Below are 21,045 nucleotides of genomic sequence, written 5' to 3'. Positions count from 1 at the left end.
GAGAGAAGAGAGACGTCATCGATGGCCAAGGTCCGCCTGGACAAGCTGCGCAAGGTCTATCCGAACGGCCACGTCGGCGTGGCGGAGGCCAGCTTCGAGATCGCCGACGGCGAGCTGCTGGTGCTGGTCGGCCCCTCCGGCTGCGGCAAGACCACCTTGCTGCGCATGATCGCGGGGCTGGAATCGATCAGCGGCGGCACCCTGAGCATCGGCGAGCGGGTGGTGAACGAGGTGGCGCCGAAGGACCGCGACATCGCCATGGTCTTCCAGAACTACGCGCTGTATCCGCACATGACCGTGGCCGAGAACCTCGGCTTCGGCCTGAAGCTGCGCGGCCAGCCCAAGGCCGAGATCGACCGCCGCGTGGCCGAGGCGGCCAGGATGCTGGAGCTGGAACAGCGCCTGGATGCGCGCCCCGCCGCGCTGTCCGGCGGCCAGCGCCAGCGCGTGGCGCTGGGGCGCGCGCTGGTGCGCGACCCGAAGGTGTTCCTGCTGGACGAGCCGCTGTCCAACCTGGACGCCAAGCTGCGCCTTTCCATGCGCGTGGAGATCGCGCGCATCCACCAGCGTCTGAAGGCCACCATGGTCTACGTCACCCACGACCAGATCGAGGCGATGACCCTGGGCCAGCGCATCGTGGTGCTGAGCGGCGGCGTGATCCAGCAGATCGACACGCCGATGAACCTGTACGAGCGCCCCGCCAACCTGTTCGTGGCCGGCTTCCTCGGCAGCCCGGCGATGAACCTGCTGCGCGGCGTGCTGTACCGCGACGGCGGCTGGAAGCTGGCCATGCCGCAGGGCGAACTGATGCTGGGCGAGCTGCCGCAGGGCGCGGCGCTGGAAGCCTGGCGCGACCGCGACGTGGTGGTCGGCCTGCGCCCGGAGGATCTGCTGCTGCAGCCCGGCGCGCACGGCGCCGCGCTCAGCGCGCAGCTGGAGGTGGTGGAGCCGGTGGGCAACGAGGTCTTCCTCAACCTGCGCCATGGCGAGCTGGCCCTGGTCTCGCGCATGCCGCCGCGCGAACTGCCGGCGCCCGGCAGCGAGCTGCACTTCGGCTTCGCGCCGGAGCGGCTGCATTTTTTCGATGCCAAGGGCGAGGGCGCGCGCATCGCGTAGGTTGGGGTGAGCGCCAGCGAACCCCCACGGGGACAGCGCGGCAAAATGCCCGATTCCCAGGCGTTGCTCCCGCCTGGCGCTAACATGCACGGGTTCCCGTCCCGACGAGACCCACTCATGAGCTTCCCCGCCATCCGCATGCGCCGCATGCGCCGCGACGCCTTCTCCCGCGCGCTGATGCGCGAGCACACCCTGCTGCCCAGCGACCTGATCATGGTCGCGTTCCTGATCGAAGGCGAAGGCCAGCGCGAGCCGGTGCCGTCGATGCCGGGCGTGGAGCGGCTGTCGATCGATGGCCTGCTGGACCTTGCCGGCGAATGCGTGCGCTTAGGGATCCCCGCGCTGGCGCTGTTCCCCTCGCCGGGCCAGCAGGTAAAGACCGAAGACGCCCGCGAAGCCTGGAACCCCGACGGCCTGATGCAGCGCGCCACGCGCGCGCTGAAGGCGGCGTACCCGCAGCTGGGCCTGATCGGCGATGTGGCGCTGGACCCCTACACCACCCACGGCCAGGACGGCCTGATCGACGGGAACGGCTACGTGATGAACGAGCCCACCGTCGAGGCGCTGATCAAGATGTCGCTGGCGCAGGCCGCGGCCGGCATGGATTTCGTGGCGCCCTCGGACATGATGGATGGCCGCATCGGCGCCATCCGCGAGGCGCTGGAAGACGCCGGCCATATCCACACACGCATCCTGGCCTACTCGGCCAAGTACGCCTCTTCGTTCTACGGCCCGTTCCGCGATGCGGTCGGCTCGGCCGCGAATCTGGGCAAGGGCGACAAGCACACCTACCAGATGGACGTCGGCAACAGCGACGAAGCGCTGCGCGAAGTGGAGCTGGATATCGGCGAAGGCGCCGACGCGGTGATGGTGAAGCCCGGCATGCCGTATCTGGACGTGCTGCGGCGGGTGAAGGATGCGTTCGGGATGCCGACCTTCGTGTACCAGGTGAGCGGCGAGTACGCGATGTTGAAAGCCGCTTCGATGAACGGCTGGCTCAACGAGAAGGCGGTGGTGCTGGAATCGCTGACCGCGTTCAAGCGCGCCGGCGCCGATGCGATCCTGACCTATTACGCGATCGATGCGGCGCGCTGGCTGCGGGGCGAATAACCGCTCTTAGCTCCCTCTCCCCTCCGGGGAGAGGGTTGGGGTGAGGGGTCGGGCGGAGCGATGAAGCAGAGGCGGTAAGCAAGCCACGCCCTGTCTAACCGTCTTGGCGAGCACCCGCCCCTCATCTGCCTGCCGGCATCTTCTCCCCGGAGGGGAGAAGAGTTGCACTAGACGTACTGCGCTATTCCATTACCAAACGACCAGTTCTCCTTCCCCGTCTCCAGCAGATTGATCAGCAGATTCTCCGGCCGCAGCCCCGGCTCCTCCGCCAGCAGCTCCGCCATGCGCTTATAAAACGCCTGCTTCTTCTCCGTCGTCCGCGTGTTGTTGCAGGCGATCTGCACCATCACCAGATCGTCGTCGCGCGCGATGCCCAGATAACCGGGGTCGTAATCGAATTCTTCCGCCTCATGCTGGCTGACCAGGATGAAGCGGTCGTTCTCCGGCACATCGAAGGCTTCGCGCATGGCGCGGTAGATGCCGTTGCGCAAGGCGGCGATGTAGGCGGCGGACTTGCCGCGGCGCAGGGCGATGCGGACCAGGGGCATGGCGGATTCCTCAGGCGGTGACGGGGGAAAGATGGCGGCGGGGCAGGGACACATGCCCGACGTCGTAAAGCTGGCGGCCATCGCGGGCCAGCTCCGGGCGCAGCTCGTGCCACAGGCGCAAGCGCACCAGGGTCCAATGCGTCGGGTCGAAGGCGCTGACCGCGGCGAGCGCGCCGTCGGCGAGATCGGCGCGGACTTTGTCGGCTTCGCGCTCGCGCAGTTCGTCCAGGTCGGTATACGGCGCGATGTTTTCCAGGTCGCGCGAGGCGCACACCGCCTGCCGGGCTTCCGGCGACACCTCGCCCCGCCACACCGACCAGGTGCGCACTTCCGGCCAGCCGAAGGCCTGCGTCACGCCGGCAAAGCCGCTGCTGCCGAGAAACGCGTTCATGCCCTCGGCGTCGTCCCATAGATAGAACGGCGCATAGAGGTTCTGCCGCGTCGGCAGGCGTGCGCCGCGGCGGTCGGCGCTGAGGTAGGCCTTGAAGCGCAGGCGCGGGAAGTCGTCGAGCATCGAACCTTTCTCGGCGATGCGGCGCCGGACGATGCCCATGTCGTAGTCGGCGGGCAGGACGAAGGCGTATTGCATGGCCAGCATGGCGGCACTCCGTGCGGTTGACGGGGCCTACCGTAACGCCACATAGTCGTCCGGAAAATCGGGAAATTCAAAACTCATCGTCCGGCAAAACCGGATGATGGCGGAGGCGGCTCCATGCGGCGGGTGAACTTCGATCTCGATGTGCTGCGCAGCTTCGCGCTGGGCGTGGACCTGGGCAGTTTCGCCAAGGCGGCGGACCGGCTGGGCCGCTCCACTTCGGCGGTGAGCGCGCAGCTCAAGAAACTGGAAGAGCAGGCCGGCACGCCGATCCTGCGCCGGCAGGGGCGCGGCATGGCGCTGACCGAGGCCGGCGAAACCATGCTGGCCTATGCGCGCCGGCTGCTGGAATTGAACGACGAAGCCGCCGCCGCGCTGCAGGGCGGCGAGCTGGAGGGCTGGATCCGGCTGGGCCTGCAGGAGGATTTCGGCGAGGCCCTGCTGCCCGACGTGCTCGGCCGTTTCGCCCGCGCCCATCCCAAGGTGCGCATCGAGGCGCGCATCGCGCGCAATGCCGAGCTGCTGGACCGCGTCGCCGGCGGCCGGCTGGACCTGGCGCTGGCCTGGGATGCCGGCACGCCGACCGTGACGCCGCATGCCGAACGCCTGGGCGAGATCCCGATGCGCTGGATCGGCCCCGCCGCCGACCTGCCCGGCTGGAGCGCGGACAGCGGCGAACCGCTGCCGCTGGTCTCGCTCGACGCGCCCTGCCTGATGCGCACCGCCGCCGCCGCCGCGCTGGACCGCGCCGGCATTCCCTGGCGCATCGCCTTCACCAGCGCCAGCCTCGCCGGCATCTGGGCCGCCGTCGCCGCCGGCCTGGGCGTGGCCTTGCGCACGGGCGTGGGCCTGCCGCCCTCGGTGCGCGCACTGGCGCCGGAGGAAGCCGGCCTGCCGCGCCTGCCGCTGCTGGGCCTGCACCTGCATCGCGCCGAGGCGGAACCGGCGCCGGCGATCGCGCGGCTGGAGGCGATCCTGCGCCAGCGGCTGGAAGGACTCTCCGCGTTCGCCTGATGCGCATCGCCGCCGCGTGCAATCGGTCCGCTTTCGTCATTCGCGCCTGCCGCGTCGCATGAAATAATCGTCCGCATCCCCTCTGCCGGCAGCGCTCGTGGACAGCCATTCCTTTCTCAACACCGCGCTGGTCTTTCTATTGGCAACGGTGATCGCCGTGCCGCTGACCAAGCGCTTCCGCCTCGGCGCCGTGCTCGGTTTTCTGATTGCCGGCGTGGTCATCGGCCCGCAGGCGCTGGGCCTGGTCGGCGACACCGAGGGCGTGGCCACCATCTCCGAATTCGGCGTGGTGCTGATGCTGTTCGTGATCGGCCTGGAGCTCTCGCCGCAGCGCCTGTGGGTGATGCGCCGCGCGGTGTTCGGCGCCGGCCTGCTGCAGGTAGCTGCCTGCAGCGTGGCGATCGGCCTGGCCTGCTATTTCCTGTTCGGCTTTACCGCCAATGCCGCGGCCATCGTCGGCGGCAGCCTGGCGCTGTCGTCCACCGCGTTCGGCCTGCAGATCCTGGCCGAGCGCAAGGAGGCCGGTTCGGCCTATGGCCGCATCACCTTCGCCGTGCTGCTGTTCCAGGACCTGGCCGCGATCCCGTTGATCGCCGCCGTGCCGCTGCTGGCCAGCAGCGCCTCGCCGCATGGCGTGGAGCCGCAGGCGATCCTGCGCACGGTGGGCGCCATCGTGGTGGTGGTGGTCGGCGGCCGCTATCTGCTGCGCCCGGTATTCCGTTTCGTGGCGCGCGCCAATGCGCAGGAAGTCTCCACCGCCACCGCGCTGCTGGTGGTGATGGGCACGGCCTGGCTGATGGAGGAAGTCGGCGTGTCGTCCACGCTCGGCGCCTTCCTCGCTGGCGTGCTGCTGGCCGATTCGGAATACCGCCACGAGCTGGAATCGCATATCGAGCCGTTCAAGGGCCTGCTGCTGGGCCTGTTCTTCATCAGCGTGGGCATGTCGATGGACATCTCCCTGCTGCTGCACCAGCCGCTGCTGGTGCTGGCGATCACGCTGGGCGTGCTGGCGGTGAAGGGCATGCTGCTGTGGCCGCTGGGCCGCATCGTCGGCGCGCTGAACCGGGCCGACACCTTGCGCATGGTGGTGCTGCTGGCCTGCGGCGGCGAGTTCGCCTTCGTGGTGCTGAAGCAGGCCGGCGAGCAGCGCCTGATCACCGAGCTGCAGCAGGGCCTGATCGTGCTGGCGATCACCCTGTCGATGGCGATGACCCCGCTGGTGGTGGCGGTGGTGGCCAAGGCGGTGGACATCAAGGCGAAGAAGCCCGACCGCGAATACGACACCATCGAGACCGCGCCGCCGCGCGTGATCATCGCCGGCTTCGGCCGCGTCGGGCAGATCGTCGGCCGCGTGCTGCGCGCGCAGCGCATTCCGTTCGTGGCGCTGGAATCCTCGGTCGAGCAGATGGACACGCTGCGCCGCTTCAACAACACCTCGCTGTTCTTCGGCGACCCGGCGCGCCCCGACCTGCTGCGCGCCGCGCAGGCAGACCAGGCCGAAGTGTTCGTGCTGGCCACCGACGACCCGGAAGCGAACCTGCGCATCGCGCGCCTGGTGCGCCGGCAGTATCCGCACCTGAAGATCATCGCCCGCGCGCGCAATCGCCAGCACGTGTTCCGCCTGATGGACTTGGGCATCGAGGAACCGGTGCGCGAGACGTTTTCTTCCAGCCTGAAGATGACGCGCAAGACGCTGGAGGCGCTGGGGCTGTCCAGCGAACTGGCGGCCGACCGCGTGGAGCGCTTCCGCCAGCACGACATGAAGCTGCTGAAGGCGCAGTACCTGGTGTACGACGACGAGACGCGGCTGGTGCAGACCTCGAGGGAAGCGCTGAACGATCTGATGCATCTGTTCGATGCGGACGACGATCCGATCGCCAAGCGGGAGCGCGAGGAAGCGGCGGTGGCGCCGGTGCCGGCGCAGGACTCCAACTGACCCGGCACGGATGGCGTAGGTTGGGGTGAGCCGCAGGCGAACCCCAACGCCGGCACCTTGATACGCCTCGCCACGTTGGGGTTACTCACCCCAACCTACGCCGTTACACCATCCCTCACTGAACGCCTGAACTTGCGCCCCCGCAGGCGCAACTCATTTCGACGCCGATCGGGAAAGATGCGCGGAGCCTGGAGCCGTGCCGCCGCGGGGCGGGCCGCGCCAGGCCGTGTTCCGAGGCCGCCGCCGCATGGCTTTGCCCGCCGCTTCACCGGTAGTGATCCGCTTCGGCCGCCTGGGCGATACCGTCCTGCTCGCGCCGCTGCTGCGCAAATTGCATCTGCGTTACGGCGCGCCATGCCGCCTCGTCTCGCTGGGCGAGTGCTCGCGCACGCTGTACGGCAGCAGCGAAGACGTCGCCGCGGTGCACTGGTTCGCCAGCCAGCATGGCTGGCTGTGGACCAATCCGCGCCGGCTTGCCGTGGCGCTGGCGCTGCGCGGAATGCGCGAGGCACCGTTCTATATCTGCGAGCCCGACGTGCGCACGCGCACCAAGGTACGGCCGATGCTGGCGCTGGCGGGCATTCCCGCAGAGCGGTGCGTATTCATCGAAGACATTCCGCTGCGCGAGGGCGAGCACTGGATCGACTGGCTGCTGCGCTTCGGCGACCTGACGCCGGAGGCATTCGCCGGCACGCCCGCGCTCGATCCGTCGCGCCACCTCCACGCGCCGTCCTTGCGCGCCACGCCGGACGAACGTGCCGATGCCAGCGTGTGGCTGAGCGCGCACGGCGTGGAGCCGACGCAGCCGCTGGTGCTGCTGCAGCCGGCGAACAAACGCACCATGCGCTGGAACGGCATGCGCGACGCGGCGGACGACGACAAGTCCTGGCCGGTGGCGCGCTGGGCGCAGCTGGCGCGCGCCATCCTGCAGTGGCAACCCGATGCGCACGTGCTGCTGTGCGGCTGCGCCGCCGAAGCGGGCTATCTCGCCGCGATCCGCGCCGAGGCGGGGCTGCCGCGCCTGATCGCGCCGGCCGGCGGCCTGCCGCTGGGCCTGCTGCGCGGCTTGATGGAGCGCGCGCACAGCATGGTGTCGGTGGATACGGGGCCGGCGCATCTGGCTGCGGCGGTCGGCTGTCCGCTGGTGGTGCTGTTCGGCCATCGCTGGCCGTCGATGTGGGCGCCGCGCAGCGCCGGCGGCAGCGCCGTCACCGTGCTGGGCGGCCTGCCGCATACGCCGCGGGTGGACGCGATCGGCGTGGAGGAAGCAGCGCAGGCGTGGTGGCGCTTGCCTGTGCGCGCAGAGCCGGCATTACCCGTCGCGGCGGCGCGACGGGTGCCGGCGCGGGCCGCTTACTCGGCCGGCTGAGCCGGCTGGCGCAGGGTCTGGCGCACGCTCGGCATGGCGCCGGCGCGCGCGGCCAGTTCGTGCGCGATATCGACCAGGCCCAATGCACGCGCCACGTCGGCCGCGGTGCGGCCGAATGCATCCGCCGCGCTGCGGTCCGCGCCGCGCGCCAGCAGCACGCGCGCCGGCGGCAGCAGCGCATGCATCGCGCATGCATGCAACGCGGTGACGCCGCGCTGGTCGGCGTGCTCGATGCGCGCGCCGGCATCCAGCAGCACCGGCACCAGCGCACCGATATGCGTGGCATCGCAGGGGCTGCCCGGGCGCAGGTGCGCGCCCAGCAGCAATTGCAGCGGCGCCATGCCTTCCTTGTCGGCCAGGTTGACGTCCGCGTTGCGCTTGAGCAGCGCATCGAACAGCCGGCGCGCGCGCAGGCTGTCGTTGTGTTCGAAGCCGAACTGCGCGGCGGCGTGGAGGGCGCCGTGGCCGCGTGCGTCGACCGCGTTGATGTCGGCGCCGCCGTCGAGCAGCTGCTCGGCGATTTCCGGATAACCCATCGCCGCGGCCACCATCAGCGCGGTGGCCTCGCCCGGCAGGCGTGCGTCCACCTTCGCGTCGTGTTCCAGCAGCAAGCCCACCAGCGCATCGCGCCGCGCGGCGACGGCCGCCGCGAGCGGGGTCATGCCATTGGCGGCGGCCAGCGAGCTGTCGGCGCCGGCATCGAGCAGGCGCGCGGCGACGTCGCGATGGCCCATGCCGCAGGCGTGCAGCAGGGCGGTGGCGCCCTGGCGGTCCTGCGTGTTCACCGGGAAGCCGAGATCGAGCAAGCGTTCCACCGCGGCCAGCGCACCGGCCGCGGCGGCGGCCGGCAGGTCGTCGGCGCGCAGCGGGCGGCGTGGACGCGCCCAGTCGCCCCAGTCCAGCCAGCGTTCGATCTCGGGATGATCGAAAGCCAGGCCCAGCGGCGTCTCGCCGTTGGCGTCGGTGGCTTCGGCGTCGGCGCCGTGGGCGACCAGCACGCGCACCAGCGGCAGCGCCTTCTCGCCATGTTCCAGCGCGGCGAACAGCGGCGTGCGGCCCTGCGTGTCGCGCGTATTCGGATCACTGCCGCGCGCCAGCAGCGCCTGCAGCACCGGCAGCTGGCCTTGCGCGGCGGCCAGGTGCACCGGCGTGCGCTCGCGCGCATCGACGCCGAACGGATCGGCGCCGCGCTCGAGCAGGCCCAGCGCGAACGCGGAAGCCGCGGCGCTGTCGTCCAGCCGCTGCAGCGCCTGCGCGAGCAGGCCGGCTCCGGCCGGACTGGCGCCAGCGGCGAGCAGGTCTTCGATGGCTTCCGCCGCGGCCGGCAGCTGCGGCAGCAGTGCGTCGAACAGGCGGCGGCCCAGCGGCGGCAGCGCGGCTTCGATGCCCTCGGCCACTTCGGCATCGTCCACCAGCTGCGGCTGCAGGCGCGCTTCCGGCGCCAGCGCATGTTCCAGCAGCCAGCGGCGGGCCGAGCCCAGGCCGGGACCGGCCAGATCCAGATAAAGCTGGGCGAGCTGCGCGGCCGGCCATTCCTTCACGCGCTGGGTGAAGGTGGACACGATGGCCCAGTGGCCGAAGCGCAGCGCGTCGAGCAGATGCGCCGGCGTGTCCGCGCCTTCGGCCAGCGCTTCGTCGAAGCGCAGGTTGGTGGGCAGCGGGGTGTCGGGGTCGAGCAGGGCGACCAGGTCCCAGCGGCCGGCGGCGGCGGCGTGGTCCAGCGCGCTGCGGCCGTCGGCGCCCGGCGTCTTCGCCTCGGCGCCGAGTGCGAGCAGGGCGCGCACGGTTTCGGCATGCGCCTGCGGCGACTGGCAGGCGAGGGTGAGCGCGTCGCGGCCGTGCACGTCGCGCACGCGCGCATCCGGCTGCGCCTCGGCCAGCAGCTGCACGATGCCGACCTTGCCGGCGCGCGCCGCTTCCATCAGGGCGGTGCGGCCGTGGCGGTCGGCCAGGGTGACGTCGGCGCCGGCGCTGCGCAGCGCGCGGCAGATCTGTTCATGGCCTTCGCCGGCCGCTTCCATCAGCGCGCTGCGATGGCGCGAATCCACCGCGTTCACCGCGGCGCGATGCTTGAGCAGCAGGCGCACGCCCTCGGCGTCGTCCTCGGCAATGCCGGACGCCGCCACCAGCGCCGGCTCGCCATCCGGCGGCGTGGGCTTGGCGCCGTGCTCCAGCAGGAACTTCACCAGCGGCCAGTTCGCCGCGCGGCAGGCGGTGGCCAGTGCGCTGACGCGGGCGCGGTTGAGCGCGTTCACCGGCGCGCCGGCATCCAGCAGCATGGCGGCCACGATGGGCTCGCCGCTGTGCACGGCGCCGTGCAGCGCGGTGTTGCCTTCCGCATCGGTAGCCAGCGGGCTGGCGCCGTTGGCCAGCAGGGTCATCACCGCATCGGGACGGCCGTGCCAGCTGTCGCGCGTGGCGGCCAGCAAGGGCGTGAGGCCGCCGCTGGCGCGGTTGACGTCGGCGCCCTTGGCGATGAGCGCGCGCAGCAGGCGCGTATCGGGCAGCAGCGCGGCGAGCATCAGCACGGGGCGCTGGTCGCGGTCGCCGGTGGGCGGCGCGGTGTTCGGATCGGCGCCGGCTTCGATCAGCGCCAGCGCGCGTTCGATATCGCCGTCGCGCGTGGCGGCCAGCAGCGCCTGCGCCTGTTCGGGCGTGCCGGCGGTACGTTCCTGTTCGTTGAGCACCGGCGCGGGCTTCGGCGTCGGAGCTTGGGCCGGTTCGCTGCGGGCGGGTGCGGACGCGCGCGCCGGGCGGCGGCCTTCGCACAGCAGCGCGCGCAAGGTGCGGTTGGCGATGACCAGGCAACCCAGCGGCAGCAGCACCACGCCGTAGATGGCCAGCGCCGCGATGCGCAGCTCCGGCGGCAGCACGCCGTACAGGCCGGCCAGCGCGATCGCCGCGAAGGCCAGCGCCAGCAGCGCGATCGCGGCCGGCAAGTAATGAGTGAAGAAGCGCTCTTCGCGCGACAGGTGCCGGCCGAACGCGATGCTGCGCGCGGTGGCGGTGAAGATCCACGAGCCGTCACTCTGCGGTGGGTACGCGTCGTCCCACACGTAGACCAGGCCGAACGCCGGCCACATCCGCCACAGCGCCGCCAGCGCCACCACCAGCGCGCCGGCCAGCAGCAGGGCCGCGCTCAGGCTGTGCGCCTGGTTCAGCCGCAGCATCGGCCACGCCACCAGCAGGAACACCAGCACCACATAGCCGGTGAACATCACCAGATGCGCCGCGCCGCGGCGCAGCACCGTGCGCAGGAACCGCGGCTCCGGATCGAAACCGATCGCATGGCAGACCGCGGCCATGGTCAGCGCGTTGGCGAGCAGCAGGGGGATCAGCGAGAGCGGGCTGGCGCTCAGCGCCGCGACGGCGACCGCGAGCAGGCCGGGCACGAACCAGAGCAGACCCTGCAGGAAAGGCGGCGGGCGGCGCGTTTTGGAATAGGACATGGGCGCGGAGTATAGGAATCGTCTGAATGAGAGAAGGTAATCAGGCGTTAACGCCCAAGGCGTGCGCACTCACTCGCCGTGTTCGTCCAGCGGCGTTTCCTTCAGCACCGGCTGCGGTGCCGCGATGCTGTTGGCCGGCGGCAGCTGCAGATGCCAGCCCTGGGCCTGCAGGTTCGCCAGCACCGCGGCGGCATCTTCCTTGGGCAGCTTGCGCTGGGCATCGAGTTCGACTTCGAGCACGAAGCGCAGTTCGCCGAGCATCTGGGTGAGCGAAGCCGGCAGCACGCTGAAGTCGCCCTGGCGCGCGAGCCAGACATAGGTATCGGCCTTGCGCAGGCTGGCGTAAACGAAACAGTGCATAGGAGTGCCCCGAAAGCGGCGGCGCGTCGAGGCGACGGGCCGGTGATGACAATCCGCCATGGTCCGCGCCTGGGCCGCGATGGTCAACGCGCGCGGCGACGATCTCCCGCAATACGTGGCCGAACAGCCGTGATCGACACCGGAACAGCCCCTCGGCTTGGCTGAACCTTTCATTGCTGCGACCGCACTTGCAAGGCTTTCGTTAAGACGGCACAGTGCCGCCCGGGGATGTCAAACGCGCGTATGAATTTTCTTACCGGTCAGCCCCTTACTGTGTGCCCCGATCCGGACTAACGATAAGCAGGAGCTTCCGATGCCGAATTCTCTCTTCTTCAAGCGCGCGGCCCGCCCGCTCGCCTTCGCCGCCCTGAGCCTGGCCGTGGCCGGCGCCCTGGTCGCGCCGCAGCGCGCCGAAGCCAGCGCCTTCCAGCTCAAGGAAAACAGCGCCAAGTCGATGGGCCGCGCCTACGCCGGTTCGGCGACGGCCGGCGGCGACGTCTCCGTAGTGGTCAACAATCCTGCCGCGATGACCGACCTGAAGGGCACCTACTTCCAGGCCGACGTCACCGCGATCAACTTCGGCACCAAGTTCAGCGGCAGCGCCCACGACGCCCTGGGCCGCCCGATCAGCGGCGGCAACGGCGGCGACGCCGGCACCACCATGCCGGTGCCCGCACTGTTCTTCGCCACCCAGGTGAGCGACCGCGTGCACATCGGCGCCGGCTTCTCGGTGCCGTTCGGCTTCCTCACCGAATACGACCGCAACTGGGTCGGCCGCTACAACGGCATCAAGTCGAAGTTCGAGTCGCTGGACGGCACGCTGTCCGCCTCGTTCGACGTGACCGACAACTTCGCCGTGGGCGCCAGCTTCATCGCCCAGCGCACCAGCGCCGAGCTGACCAGCGCGATCAACTTCAATAGCGTGGGCCTGGGCCTGGTGCAGCAGGCCGCGCAGGCCGGCGCCATCTCGCCGGCGCAGGCGGCGGCGCTGGGCCAGCAGGTCGGCCTGGTGGTGCCCCCGGGCAGCGACGGCCTGGCCCGCATCAAGGGCGACGACTGGGGCTACGGCTGGCAGCTGGGCGGCTACTGGAAGCTGACCCCGAACGACCGCATCGCCTTCAACTACCGCGCCAAGATCGACCACAAGCTGGAAGGCACGGGCAACTTCACCGTCCCGACCAACGTGCAGGCCCTGCTGGCCAACCCGACCGTGGCCGCGCTGCTGGCCGGCGCCGGCGGCGTGCCGTTCACCCACACCACCGGCACCGCCGACTTCACCACCCCGGCCACCGCCACCGCCAGCGTGTGGCACCAGGACGAGAAGTTCGGCATCGGCTTCGACCTGGCCTGGACCAAGTGGGACGTGTTCAAGCAGCTGCGCGTCAACTACGGCAACCCGGCGCAGCCGCCGAGCGTGGAAAACTACAGCTGGCGCAACACCTGGTACGCCGCCGTCGGTGGCGACTACTACGTCAACGACAAGCTGACCCTGCGCGCCGGCGTCTCGGTGGACACCACCCCGACCTACGCCGCCACCCGCAGCCCGCGCGTGCCGGACTCGACCCGCAAGTTCCTCTCGTTCGGCGTGGGCTACAAGGCCAGCGAGCACTTCGAGATCAATGCCGGCTACACGCACATCTTCGTCAACGAAGCGCACATGAACGGCGCCATCAGCGCGACCAACGACGTGCTGACCGGCAGCTCCGACGACTACGGCAACCTGCTGAGCTTGTCGGCGCAGTACAAGTTCTAAGTATTGCGGCAAGCGGAACGATAAAAACCTCCCCGTGCGAGCGGGGAGGTTTTTTTATGGGCGATCAGTGGACGTGGTTTATCGCCTCAATATAGAAGTTGTAGTTGTCGGCGTTGCGGGTGGCTTGCGTCCTGTTGGATAGCGAGAGCGCATGTGCCTGCTTGCGGCCATAGGCGTAGTCCGATGTCACCAGGTTTGGATCGGAAAGAAGGTGGCTGATTTCATGCAGCACGGTGATGGACTGACCAGAGGGGCGGTCAGGCGGCGCGCTGAAAAAGGCTTTGCAGTAATTGATCGCGCCTTCCGACTGATTTGCCCAAGCTAAGGTCTGGCGATCGTCGTACTTGGCTGGGTCGCAGCCGCAATGAAAAGGTGTGGAAAAGAGCGCATCCCAAACTGCGCTTACCACGCCCAGTGGTTTGAAATCAGTTCGATTGTGGTCGGGATAGCCAAGAAGTTCTTCGGCAAAACCTTCGTCCCGGTCTGGTTCACCAAACCAGAATACATAGTCAGGAGTTGCCTTCATTCCCCATCGAACCAGGGTGATAGGGCGGCCTTCGACCTCTTCTTCGCGCTCCTCGATATCGACGTTATCCGCCAGTAAGTTCCACGCCTCATAGTTCCACCAAGCGGCGTTGTATACGGCCCTGGAAATGGCGGCTAGTTCTTCAATGTCGCATTTTGGCGGGGTGTACCGGATTCTTTCCGCGCCTGTCTTGGCGTTCGTGCGGATAAGTGCCTTGCTGATGAAAATAGTGAGTTCGTTGCTCGCGGATTTGTACGGCGCGTAATCATCGGATTCATAAAGATCCGTCTCGCCGTAGTCCTGCACGTAGCTGACGCGAAATACCCCGCCTGCGCGCAAGTCATAGTCCTGGGCGAGGTCGATTTCCCTGTCTAGCGTCTGCCCTGGCTGGATGGCTACGTAGAAATAATGCTTCGCCTCGAACACCAGAGTGACAAAGCGCCCGATGAACTTCGCTTGCTTGCCGTTGGCATCGAGCACCGTCATGAAGTTATTCATCAGGTGATCGTCGGGATTGAAAAGCGGTGTCTTGACCCTCGGCAGGAGCAGGACTCTTGAGCTCTTGTTGGTGATCGAGACGATCACCCGGCCAGATTCCCTGGCGCTCAGGGAGTCCGGGCTGCGGAGTCTGACGACGAGATCGTTCTGTGCCGCCAGGGCATGCAGTGGAAGCATGCACAGCAGCATGAGCAAGGCGAGGAAGAGCCTGTGCGGGGACATGAGTCGATAAACTCCTTGTCGGCATGAAGCCTGCTATGGGGCTTCGGATACTCCGAACAGGGGTCCTCGTACTCAATAAGCTTTCTCCTTAAAAGCGAAGGACAGAAGCAGATTCCGACGATTCTTAGGTGGCATACGTTGCTGGGGTTCGCCTTTGGCTCACCCCAACCTACGTCAGCCGCGCTTGAGCATCAGCGCCAGCATCTTCCGGAAGCGTTCGCCATACGGCGGATTGAGCAGGCCCGCGCCATTGACCCGCGCCTGCCGGAACACCGACTTCATATGCGAGAACGTGCGGAAGCCCGCTTCGCCGTGATAGCCGCCGCTGCCGGAAGGCCCCACGCCGCCGAACGGCAGCTCATGCTGGGCGATGTGGTAGAGCGTGTCGTTGATGGTCACGCCGCCGGCGGTGGTGCGGGCGAGTACGCGGTCGACCAGGGCGCCGTCTTCCTCGAACAGGTAGAGCGCCAGCGGGTGCGGATGGGCGGCGACGTAGGCGATGGCCTGGTCGATGTCGTCGTAGGGCACCAGGGGCAGCAGCGGGCCGAAGATCTCCTCCTGCATCACCGCCATGCTTTCGCTGACGCCGGTGAGCAAGGCCGGCGTCATGCGCCGCCGCGGTACGTCGTCGGCGTCGCCGCCCATCAAGGTGACCGTGGCGCCATCGCGCTTCGCGTCATCGCGCAAGGCGGCAAGGCGCCGATACTGGCGTTCCGAAATGATGCTGGCGTACTGCTCGTTGCGCACCGGTTGCGGGTACAGGCGTGCGGCAACCTCGCGCGCAGCAGCGACGAACTCGTCGACGCGCCCGCGCGGCAGCAACACGTAATCCGGCGCAATGCAGGTCTGCCCCGCATTGAACAGCTTGCCGACCAGGATACGTTCCACTGCATTTTCGAAGCGCGCACCCGGCCCGACGATCGCCGGCGACTTGCCGCCCAGCTCCAGCGTTACCGGCGTGAGATTGGCGGAAGCCGCGCGCATCACATGGCGCCCCACCGCGGTGGAGCCGGTAAACAACAGATGATCGAACGGCAACGCGGAGAACGCCTGCGCGACATCCGCGTCGCCCGTCACCACGCACACGTCCTCCGGCTTGAAATACCGCGCCGCCAATTGCGCGAACAAGGCCGAGAAATGCGGCGTGTACTCGCTCATCTTCACCATCACCCGGTTGCCGGCCGCCAGCGCATCCACCATCGGGCCGGCAGCGAGAAACAACGGGTAATTCCACGGCACGATGATGCCCACCACGCCCAAGGGCTGCGGCCGGATCTCGTTGCGCGCCGGCAGAAACAGCAGGCCCGGCCAACTGCGCTTCGGCTTCATCCAGCGCCGGCCATGCGCCAGCGCGTGGCGGATCGCCGACAGGCTGGGAAACACCTCCAGCAGATCGGTCTCCTGCGCCGGCCGGCCGCCGAAGTCCTGGTGGATGGCCTCCGCGATGTCGCCCCGGTGCTGCGTGATCAGATCGCTCAAGGCACGCAGGCGCGCGGCGCGCCCGGACCAGCCCGGCGCGGGCTCGCGTGCGTGGGCTTCGCGCATGCGCTGGAGTTGAAGCTTCAGGTCGAGCGGTTCGATGGTCATCGGTCTAGAACTTGGCGCGGAATTCCACGCCCCACATGCGCGGCGGCGTGATGTTGGCGTACGGGGTGCCGAATACGGTGGCGGTGATGTTGTCCACACCGGTCACGTAGCGGTCGTTGAACAGGTTGCTTGCATACAGCGCGACGCCCCAGCGGTCGCCCGGCGCATGCCAGTCCAGGCGTGCGTCGGTGCGTTTCTGCGCTTCGCCCACCTTGAAGTTGGGGCTGATGATGCACTCGCCCTGCAGGCGTGAGTCGTCGTTGCAGCGGGACTTGCCGCGGTAAGCGTAGTTCAGATTGAACTCCAGCTGGCCGCTGGCGACGTTGTGCCACGTATAGGCCAGGCCCGCCGTGTAGGAGAAGCGCGGCTCGCCGGTGGGCTGGCCGGTCAGCACCGCGCCGGAATCGGCCACCGCCTTGCGGTAGGTGGCATCGATGTACGCGCCGGTGAAGTTCAGCCGCAGGTCGCGCACCGGTTGCCATAGGGCTTCCAGTTCCAGGCCCTTGGCTTCCTGGTCGGTGCTGTTGACCAGGTAGCGCGGCACGCCGGAGCCGGCGCTGTTCGGGTCCAGGCTCAGCGATTGCTTGTTGTCGTAGCGGTAGTAGTACACCGAGCCGTTGAGCATCAGGTTGTGCTCGGGGAAAGTGGTCTTCAGGCCGGCTTCGTAATTGATCACCTTCTCCGGCGCGAAGCGCGAACCTACCTGGACGCTGTTGTAGCCGCCGGCCTTGTAGCCCTTGGTTACCGAGGCGTAGCCCATCACGTCCGGCGCAAATTTGTAATCCAGCACCAGGCGCGGGCTGACGTTGTTCCAGGTGTTGTGGAAGCGCACCGGCACGCCCACGGCGTCGGTAAAGATCACGTTGTTGCCGAACGCCGCCAGCGCCATCTGCGCTTCCGGCGGCAGCATGGCCAGCACGCCGGCCTGGTCCAGCGCCTGCACGGTGCCGTCGAACTGCGGCGCGCTGCGCGGCATGTTGTACCAGGAGAAGGTTTTCTGGTCGCGCGTGTAGCGGATGCCGGTGGTGATGTTGAAACGGTCGCTGACGTGCCAGATCACGTCGCCGAACGCCGCATACGCCTTGAACTTGCCGACGTTGCTTATCGCCTCGTGCCAGGGATCGCCCAGCAAGGTGTAGGGCAAGCCAAAACCCGCCAGCGCGTTGCTGATGTCGGTCAGCGGCGTGCCCACGCCCATGATGTTGTTGGCCAGCGTGTCGAGGCTGTCGGTAAAGATATTGGTCTGGCTGGTCTGCCGCGCCTGCTCCTGGTAGTAGCTCACGCCGCCGACCCAGTCGGCGATGCCGGTGGTGCCGGAGAGCTTGAACTCCTGGTACCAGCTGTTGTTGTGCTCGATATTGGTGGTATCGAGATAGCTGACGATATGGTTGGTGCCGTCGTAGTCGCCGCGGTTGAACGTGTCGAAGCCGCGCCACGCGGTGGTGGACACCAGGCTGCCCCAGCTGAAGGAGTGGTCGAAGCTCAGCGTCACGCCGTCGAACGTGCGCGATTCGCGGCCGCCCACCGAGTCGTTGTACAGCGGTGCGTGCAGCGGGTTGAGATAGGTGGCGGGATCGGCCGGAAAGGGTGGGCGCTGGTTGGTATCGTTGGACAGCGGCACCAGTCCGAAGGCCGGATGCGGCGGCTGGTTGAGCTTCTCGTGATCCCAGGACAGCAGCATGCGCGTGTCGGGCGTGAGGTTCCAGCGGAACACCGCGCGCGTGCCCCAGTCGTTGTCCTCGCCGTAGCGCTTGCCGCTGGCGGCGTCCTTGACCCAGCCGTCGCTCTGGTTGTCGTACGCGCTGACGCGCAGCGCCATGTCCTTGTTGATGGGCAGGTTCAGCAGCGCGTCGCCATAGACCTTGCCGTAGTTGCCGACGCGCAGGCGCGCCTTGCCTTCGAAGCGATCGGTCGGCTCGTTGGTGACGATGGAGATGGCGCCGGCTGCCGCGTTGCGGCCGAACAGCGTGCCTTGCGGCCCCTTCAGCACCTCGATGCGCGCCAAGTCGTTGAAGGCCAGCAGCGCACCGCCGGAGCGTGCGGCGTACACGCCGTTGATATACACGCCCACCGCCGGCTCGGTGCCGACGCCGAAGTCGCTGGTGGCGATGCCGCGCAACTGGTAGCGCGGCTGCGTCGGCTGGTCGGCGCTGACCACCAGGCCCGGTACGAACATATCCATCTTGCTCAGGTCGGTCGCCGCCAGCGTATCCACCTGCTTGGCGGTGACGATCTGCAGCGGGATCGGCACCGACTGCATTTCCTGGCTGCGGCTCTGCGCCGTCACCGTGATGTTGTCCAGCAGCTTGGCCTTGTTCGGGTCGGCCTGGTCCTGCGCGGCGGGCGCGGCGTTCTGGTCGTCGGCATGGACGATCTGCGCGCACAGCAGCAGTGCGGTGCCTCCCAGCAGTTGGCGCAGCGCGGCGGACAGCGGACGTGGACGGATGCTCATCGGCGGTTCTCCCCTCGTGGACGGCGCCGCGTCCCCACGCGGTCGCCGTGCTGGTTCTTGTGTGTGTTCAGCGCACCGTGACGCAGCCCCCTTGCTGCGCCGCGATCCAGGCCTTGATCAGCGCCACGCCCTCGCGGTGCACGGTGCTGCGGCCCAGTTCCGGCATCATCTCGCCCGGGTCGGCCGAGGCCATGCGGTAGGCGATGATCGAGTCGTCCGGCTGGCCGGGCACGATGTCGAACAGGTGGTCGCCGGTGCCGCGGCCCGCGGCGACGGGCGGTTTGCAGATGCCGAGGTGGCGGTCTTCCGGCGCGCTGGCTTCCAGCGTCAGGCCGGTGGTGTTGGCCGCGCCCTTGGCGTTGTGGCAATGGCCGCAGTTGATGTCGAGGTAGGCGCGTGCGCGGGCATCGAGCGCGGCGTGCTCGTCCATCCAGTTGGCATTGCGCGGCGCCTGCGCGCTGGCGGGTGCGCCGGTGAGATAGCCTGCTTTGATCAAATGTTCGAGCTGGTTCTGCGTGCCGTCCGCGTAGTGGTAGTCGCGGTTGAGATGGCGCGCCTTCGGGCCGATCGGATGGATCTTGCGCGACACCCAGTCCTGCGCATGGCAGCTGGAGCACTGGCTTTCGTCGGGCACCACGTAGTTGAAGTCTTCGCGCGACTTGTCATCCGCCACCAGGGTGAGCGGCAGCACCGCGCCGGTGCGGGCGAGGTCGGCTTCGGTCTGCGCGTCGTTCCATACATAAGGAATCGCCGCCCAGCCGTCCGCGCGATGCACCAGGATGCGCGTTTCCACCAGATGCACCTTGGACAAATCCAGCCCTTCGCCGGCGAAGTCGTGCGCGCTGTCGTAGCTGCGTGCCACGTCGCCGGCCTTGCCGTCGGCCGTCTTCGGGTAATAGAAGGTCTTGCTGATCACCGTGCCGACCGGGAAGTCGAAGGTGTCGGTGGCGTCGTACTTCGCCGCCGTGCCCTTGGGCATCCAGATCGTGCGCAGCTTGTGCGCGTAGTCGGTGAACAGCGGCGTGTTGAGGTCGTACGGCACCACGCCCTGGTTGAGCACCAGCTTGCCGCCGCGTGCTTCCACCACGTGCCAGTCGCTCAGCTTCGGCGGACGGCCGTCCGCGTGGAACGCCACCGGCGCCATGCCCTGCTGGCAACCGGCAAGCACAACCGCCGCCAGCAGCGCGAAGGCGCCTTGCAGAAACCGCTTGCGCATCGCCACCGCCTCAGGACTTGGCCGCGTCGAGCACGACCGGCGGCAGCTTCGGCAAGGTGCACTCGTACGGCTTGGTGTCGGTGCTGGGGTTCTTGTAGTCGTTCGGGCCGTCGGCATTGAGCACGCCATTGGCGCCGGCGATGCAGATGCGGTCGTTGGCGCCGACCGGGCCGTGCTTGGTGTCGGCATAGCCGTCCCACAGCACGTCCGGGAAGCGGCCGCTCATGCCGTATACGGCGCTCTTCAACACTTTCAGCTTCATGCCGTCCGGCGATTCGCCGCCGCCCTTGAAGCGGTTGCCGTAGACGAAGATGCCCTTCGGATACGGGTTGTAGTCGGCCGCCACGCCCTTGGTGTTGTAGTAGTTGGTGGAGAAGTAGCTGGAGATGATCACGTTCGCGGTGCGGTGGTCGGCGATGTCGTTGTCGAAGATCTCCACCTTGTCATTGGAGTTGACCACCACGCCGGAACCGGCCGGCACGCTCGCCACCGCCGCGCCCTTGGCGGCGAAGTTGTCGAGGTTGTTGGCATTGACCTGGTTCTTGAACACGCGCGTGGCCTTGCCGGCCTGCGACAGGTTGGGCATGTTGAAGACCAGGATGCCGCCGGTGTTGCCGGTGGCGACGTTGTCGTACACGTCCGCATCGATCGAGTTCTCGATTTCGATGCCGGCCACGTTCTGCTCGGCGCGGTTGCGCCGCACCACGATGTTCTTCGACTGGCCCACGTAAATGCCGGCGTCCGACGCACCGGTGACCGAGGAGTCCTCGATCAGCACGTTCTCGGTCTTCACCGGATACAGGCCGTAGGCGCCGTTGGTGGTCTTGGGGCCATCGGTCCACGCCACGCGCACGCCGCGGATGGTGATGTTCTTGCCCTGGTTGATCTTCAGCGCGTCGCCCTTGGTGTCTTCCAGCGACAGGTTCTCGATGGTGAAGTCGCTGGCATTCACCAGCAGGCCTTCCGGCCCCACCACCTGGCCCTTGAACGACAGCACCGTCTTGTCCTTGCCCGCGCCGCGGATGGTCACGCCGTCCGTGCGCAGGCTGAGGCCGCGATTGAGGTGGTAATGCCCCGCCGGAATCTCGATCACGCTGCCCGCCTTGGCATCCAGCAACTGCTGCTGCAGCTTGGCCTGGAAGGCGTCGCCGCCTTCGTTCTGGGCGGTGGACTGATCGTGGCCGCTGCACGCGGCGAGGGCCGCGCCGAGCGCGACCGTGAGTAGCAACTTGCGCATGTCCGGCGAGCCTCCCCAGGAAACCGAATCGACGGGCTACTGTTGCGCAAGGCTTAC

Annotated in this window: 15 protein-coding genes; 6 read left to right on the top strand and 9 right to left on the bottom strand. The window is 68.2% G+C overall.

The annotated features are described in order from the left end of the window. Positions 1-21 precede the first annotated feature (21 nt). Entirely contained in the window at positions 22-1,116 is a 1,095-nt protein-coding gene (gene ugpC / locus FHW85_RS11320) for a sn-glycerol-3-phosphate ABC transporter ATP-binding protein UgpC (protein ID WP_168648302.1), read from the top strand. 117 nt (positions 1,117-1,233) lie between these two features. Then, entirely contained in the window at positions 1,234-2,226 is a 993-nt protein-coding gene (gene hemB / locus FHW85_RS11315; RefSeq protein ID WP_168648301.1) for a porphobilinogen synthase, read from the top strand. 167 nt (positions 2,227-2,393) lie between these two features. Here the strand turns inward: hemB and FHW85_RS11310 are convergent, their stop codons facing one another. Together FHW85_RS11310 and FHW85_RS11305 are read right to left on the bottom strand one after the other, a co-directional pair. Next, a complete protein-coding gene (locus FHW85_RS11310; RefSeq protein WP_167253516.1) occupies positions 2,394-2,774 on the bottom strand; it encodes a tautomerase family protein in 381 nt (126 codons plus the stop codon). A 10-nt stretch (positions 2,775-2,784) separates the two neighbouring features. Beyond that, positions 2,785-3,372 (bottom strand): DUF4865 family protein, encoded by a 588-nt coding sequence (locus FHW85_RS11305; protein ID WP_167253518.1) that lies wholly within the window; start codon positions 3,370-3,372, stop codon positions 2,785-2,787. Between the two features lie 114 nt (positions 3,373-3,486). Here FHW85_RS11305 and FHW85_RS11300 point away from each other — a divergent pair, with 114 nt between their 5' ends. From FHW85_RS11300 to FHW85_RS11290, 3 genes are all read left to right on the top strand, one after another. Further along, positions 3,487-4,383, top strand: a complete 897-nt coding sequence (locus tag FHW85_RS11300; RefSeq protein WP_168648300.1) for a LysR substrate-binding domain-containing protein — start codon at positions 3,487-3,489, stop codon at positions 4,381-4,383. A gap of 97 nt (positions 4,384-4,480) precedes the next feature. Beyond that, positions 4,481-6,319, top strand: a complete 1,839-nt coding sequence (locus FHW85_RS11295) for a monovalent cation:proton antiporter-2 (CPA2) family protein (RefSeq protein ID WP_167253522.1) — start codon at positions 4,481-4,483, stop codon at positions 6,317-6,319. A 247-nt stretch (positions 6,320-6,566) separates the two neighbouring features. Then, positions 6,567-7,688 carry a glycosyltransferase family 9 protein gene (locus FHW85_RS11290; RefSeq protein WP_168648299.1) on the top strand — a complete coding sequence of 374 codons (1,122 nt, stop codon included), beginning with the start codon at positions 6,567-6,569 and terminating at the stop codon, positions 7,686-7,688. Here FHW85_RS11290 and FHW85_RS11285 read toward each other — a convergent pair. Together FHW85_RS11285 and FHW85_RS11280 are read right to left on the bottom strand one after the other, a co-directional pair. Continuing rightward, positions 7,673-11,137 (bottom strand): ankyrin repeat domain-containing protein, encoded by a 3,465-nt coding sequence (locus FHW85_RS11285; protein WP_168648298.1) that lies wholly within the window; start codon positions 11,135-11,137, stop codon positions 7,673-7,675. The genes FHW85_RS11290 and FHW85_RS11285 overlap by 16 nt on opposite strands. Positions 11,138-11,206: 69 nt before the next feature. Next, the gene (locus FHW85_RS11280) at positions 11,207-11,497 is read right to left on the bottom strand and encodes a YcgL domain-containing protein (protein WP_167253528.1); all 291 of its coding nucleotides are present in this window, start codon (positions 11,495-11,497) and stop codon (positions 11,207-11,209) included. A 313-nt stretch (positions 11,498-11,810) separates the two neighbouring features. On the opposite strand from FHW85_RS11280, the gene FHW85_RS11275 reads away from it, so the two are divergent. Beyond that, entirely contained in the window at positions 11,811-13,250 is a 1,440-nt protein-coding gene (locus FHW85_RS11275; protein ID WP_167253530.1) for an outer membrane protein transport protein, read from the top strand. A gap of 64 nt (positions 13,251-13,314) precedes the next feature. Here the strand turns inward: FHW85_RS11275 and FHW85_RS11270 are convergent, their stop codons facing one another. The 5 genes from FHW85_RS11270 to FHW85_RS11250 form a co-directional block, all read right to left on the bottom strand. After that, positions 13,315-14,496 carry a M35 family metallo-endopeptidase gene (locus tag FHW85_RS11270; protein ID WP_168648297.1) on the bottom strand — a complete coding sequence of 394 codons (1,182 nt, stop codon included), beginning with the start codon at positions 14,494-14,496 and terminating at the stop codon, positions 13,315-13,317. A gap of 174 nt (positions 14,497-14,670) precedes the next feature. After that, on the bottom strand, positions 14,671-16,083 hold the full coding sequence (locus tag FHW85_RS11265; RefSeq protein WP_168648296.1) for a coniferyl aldehyde dehydrogenase: 1,413 nt from the start codon (positions 16,081-16,083) through the stop codon (positions 14,671-14,673). A gap of 4 nt (positions 16,084-16,087) precedes the next feature. Then, entirely contained in the window at positions 16,088-18,535 is a 2,448-nt protein-coding gene (locus FHW85_RS11260; protein WP_168648295.1) for a TonB-dependent receptor, read from the bottom strand. A gap of 67 nt (positions 18,536-18,602) precedes the next feature. After that, a complete protein-coding gene (locus tag FHW85_RS11255; RefSeq protein ID WP_168648294.1) occupies positions 18,603-19,751 on the bottom strand; it encodes an SO2930 family diheme c-type cytochrome in 1,149 nt (382 codons plus the stop codon). Between the two features lie 10 nt (positions 19,752-19,761). Next, the gene (locus FHW85_RS11250) at positions 19,762-20,988 is read right to left on the bottom strand and encodes a parallel beta-helix domain-containing protein (protein ID WP_167253540.1); all 1,227 of its coding nucleotides are present in this window, start codon (positions 20,986-20,988) and stop codon (positions 19,762-19,764) included. Positions 20,989-21,045 lie beyond the last annotated feature (57 nt).

Origin of the sequence: Dyella sp. SG609, from assembly GCF_012275375.1 — a bacterium.
GTDB lineage: Bacteria > Pseudomonadota > Gammaproteobacteria > Xanthomonadales > Rhodanobacteraceae > Dyella_D > Dyella_D marensis.
The sequence above is the reverse complement of the archived record's forward strand: the minus strand, read 5'-3'. Positions and strand labels throughout refer to the sequence as shown.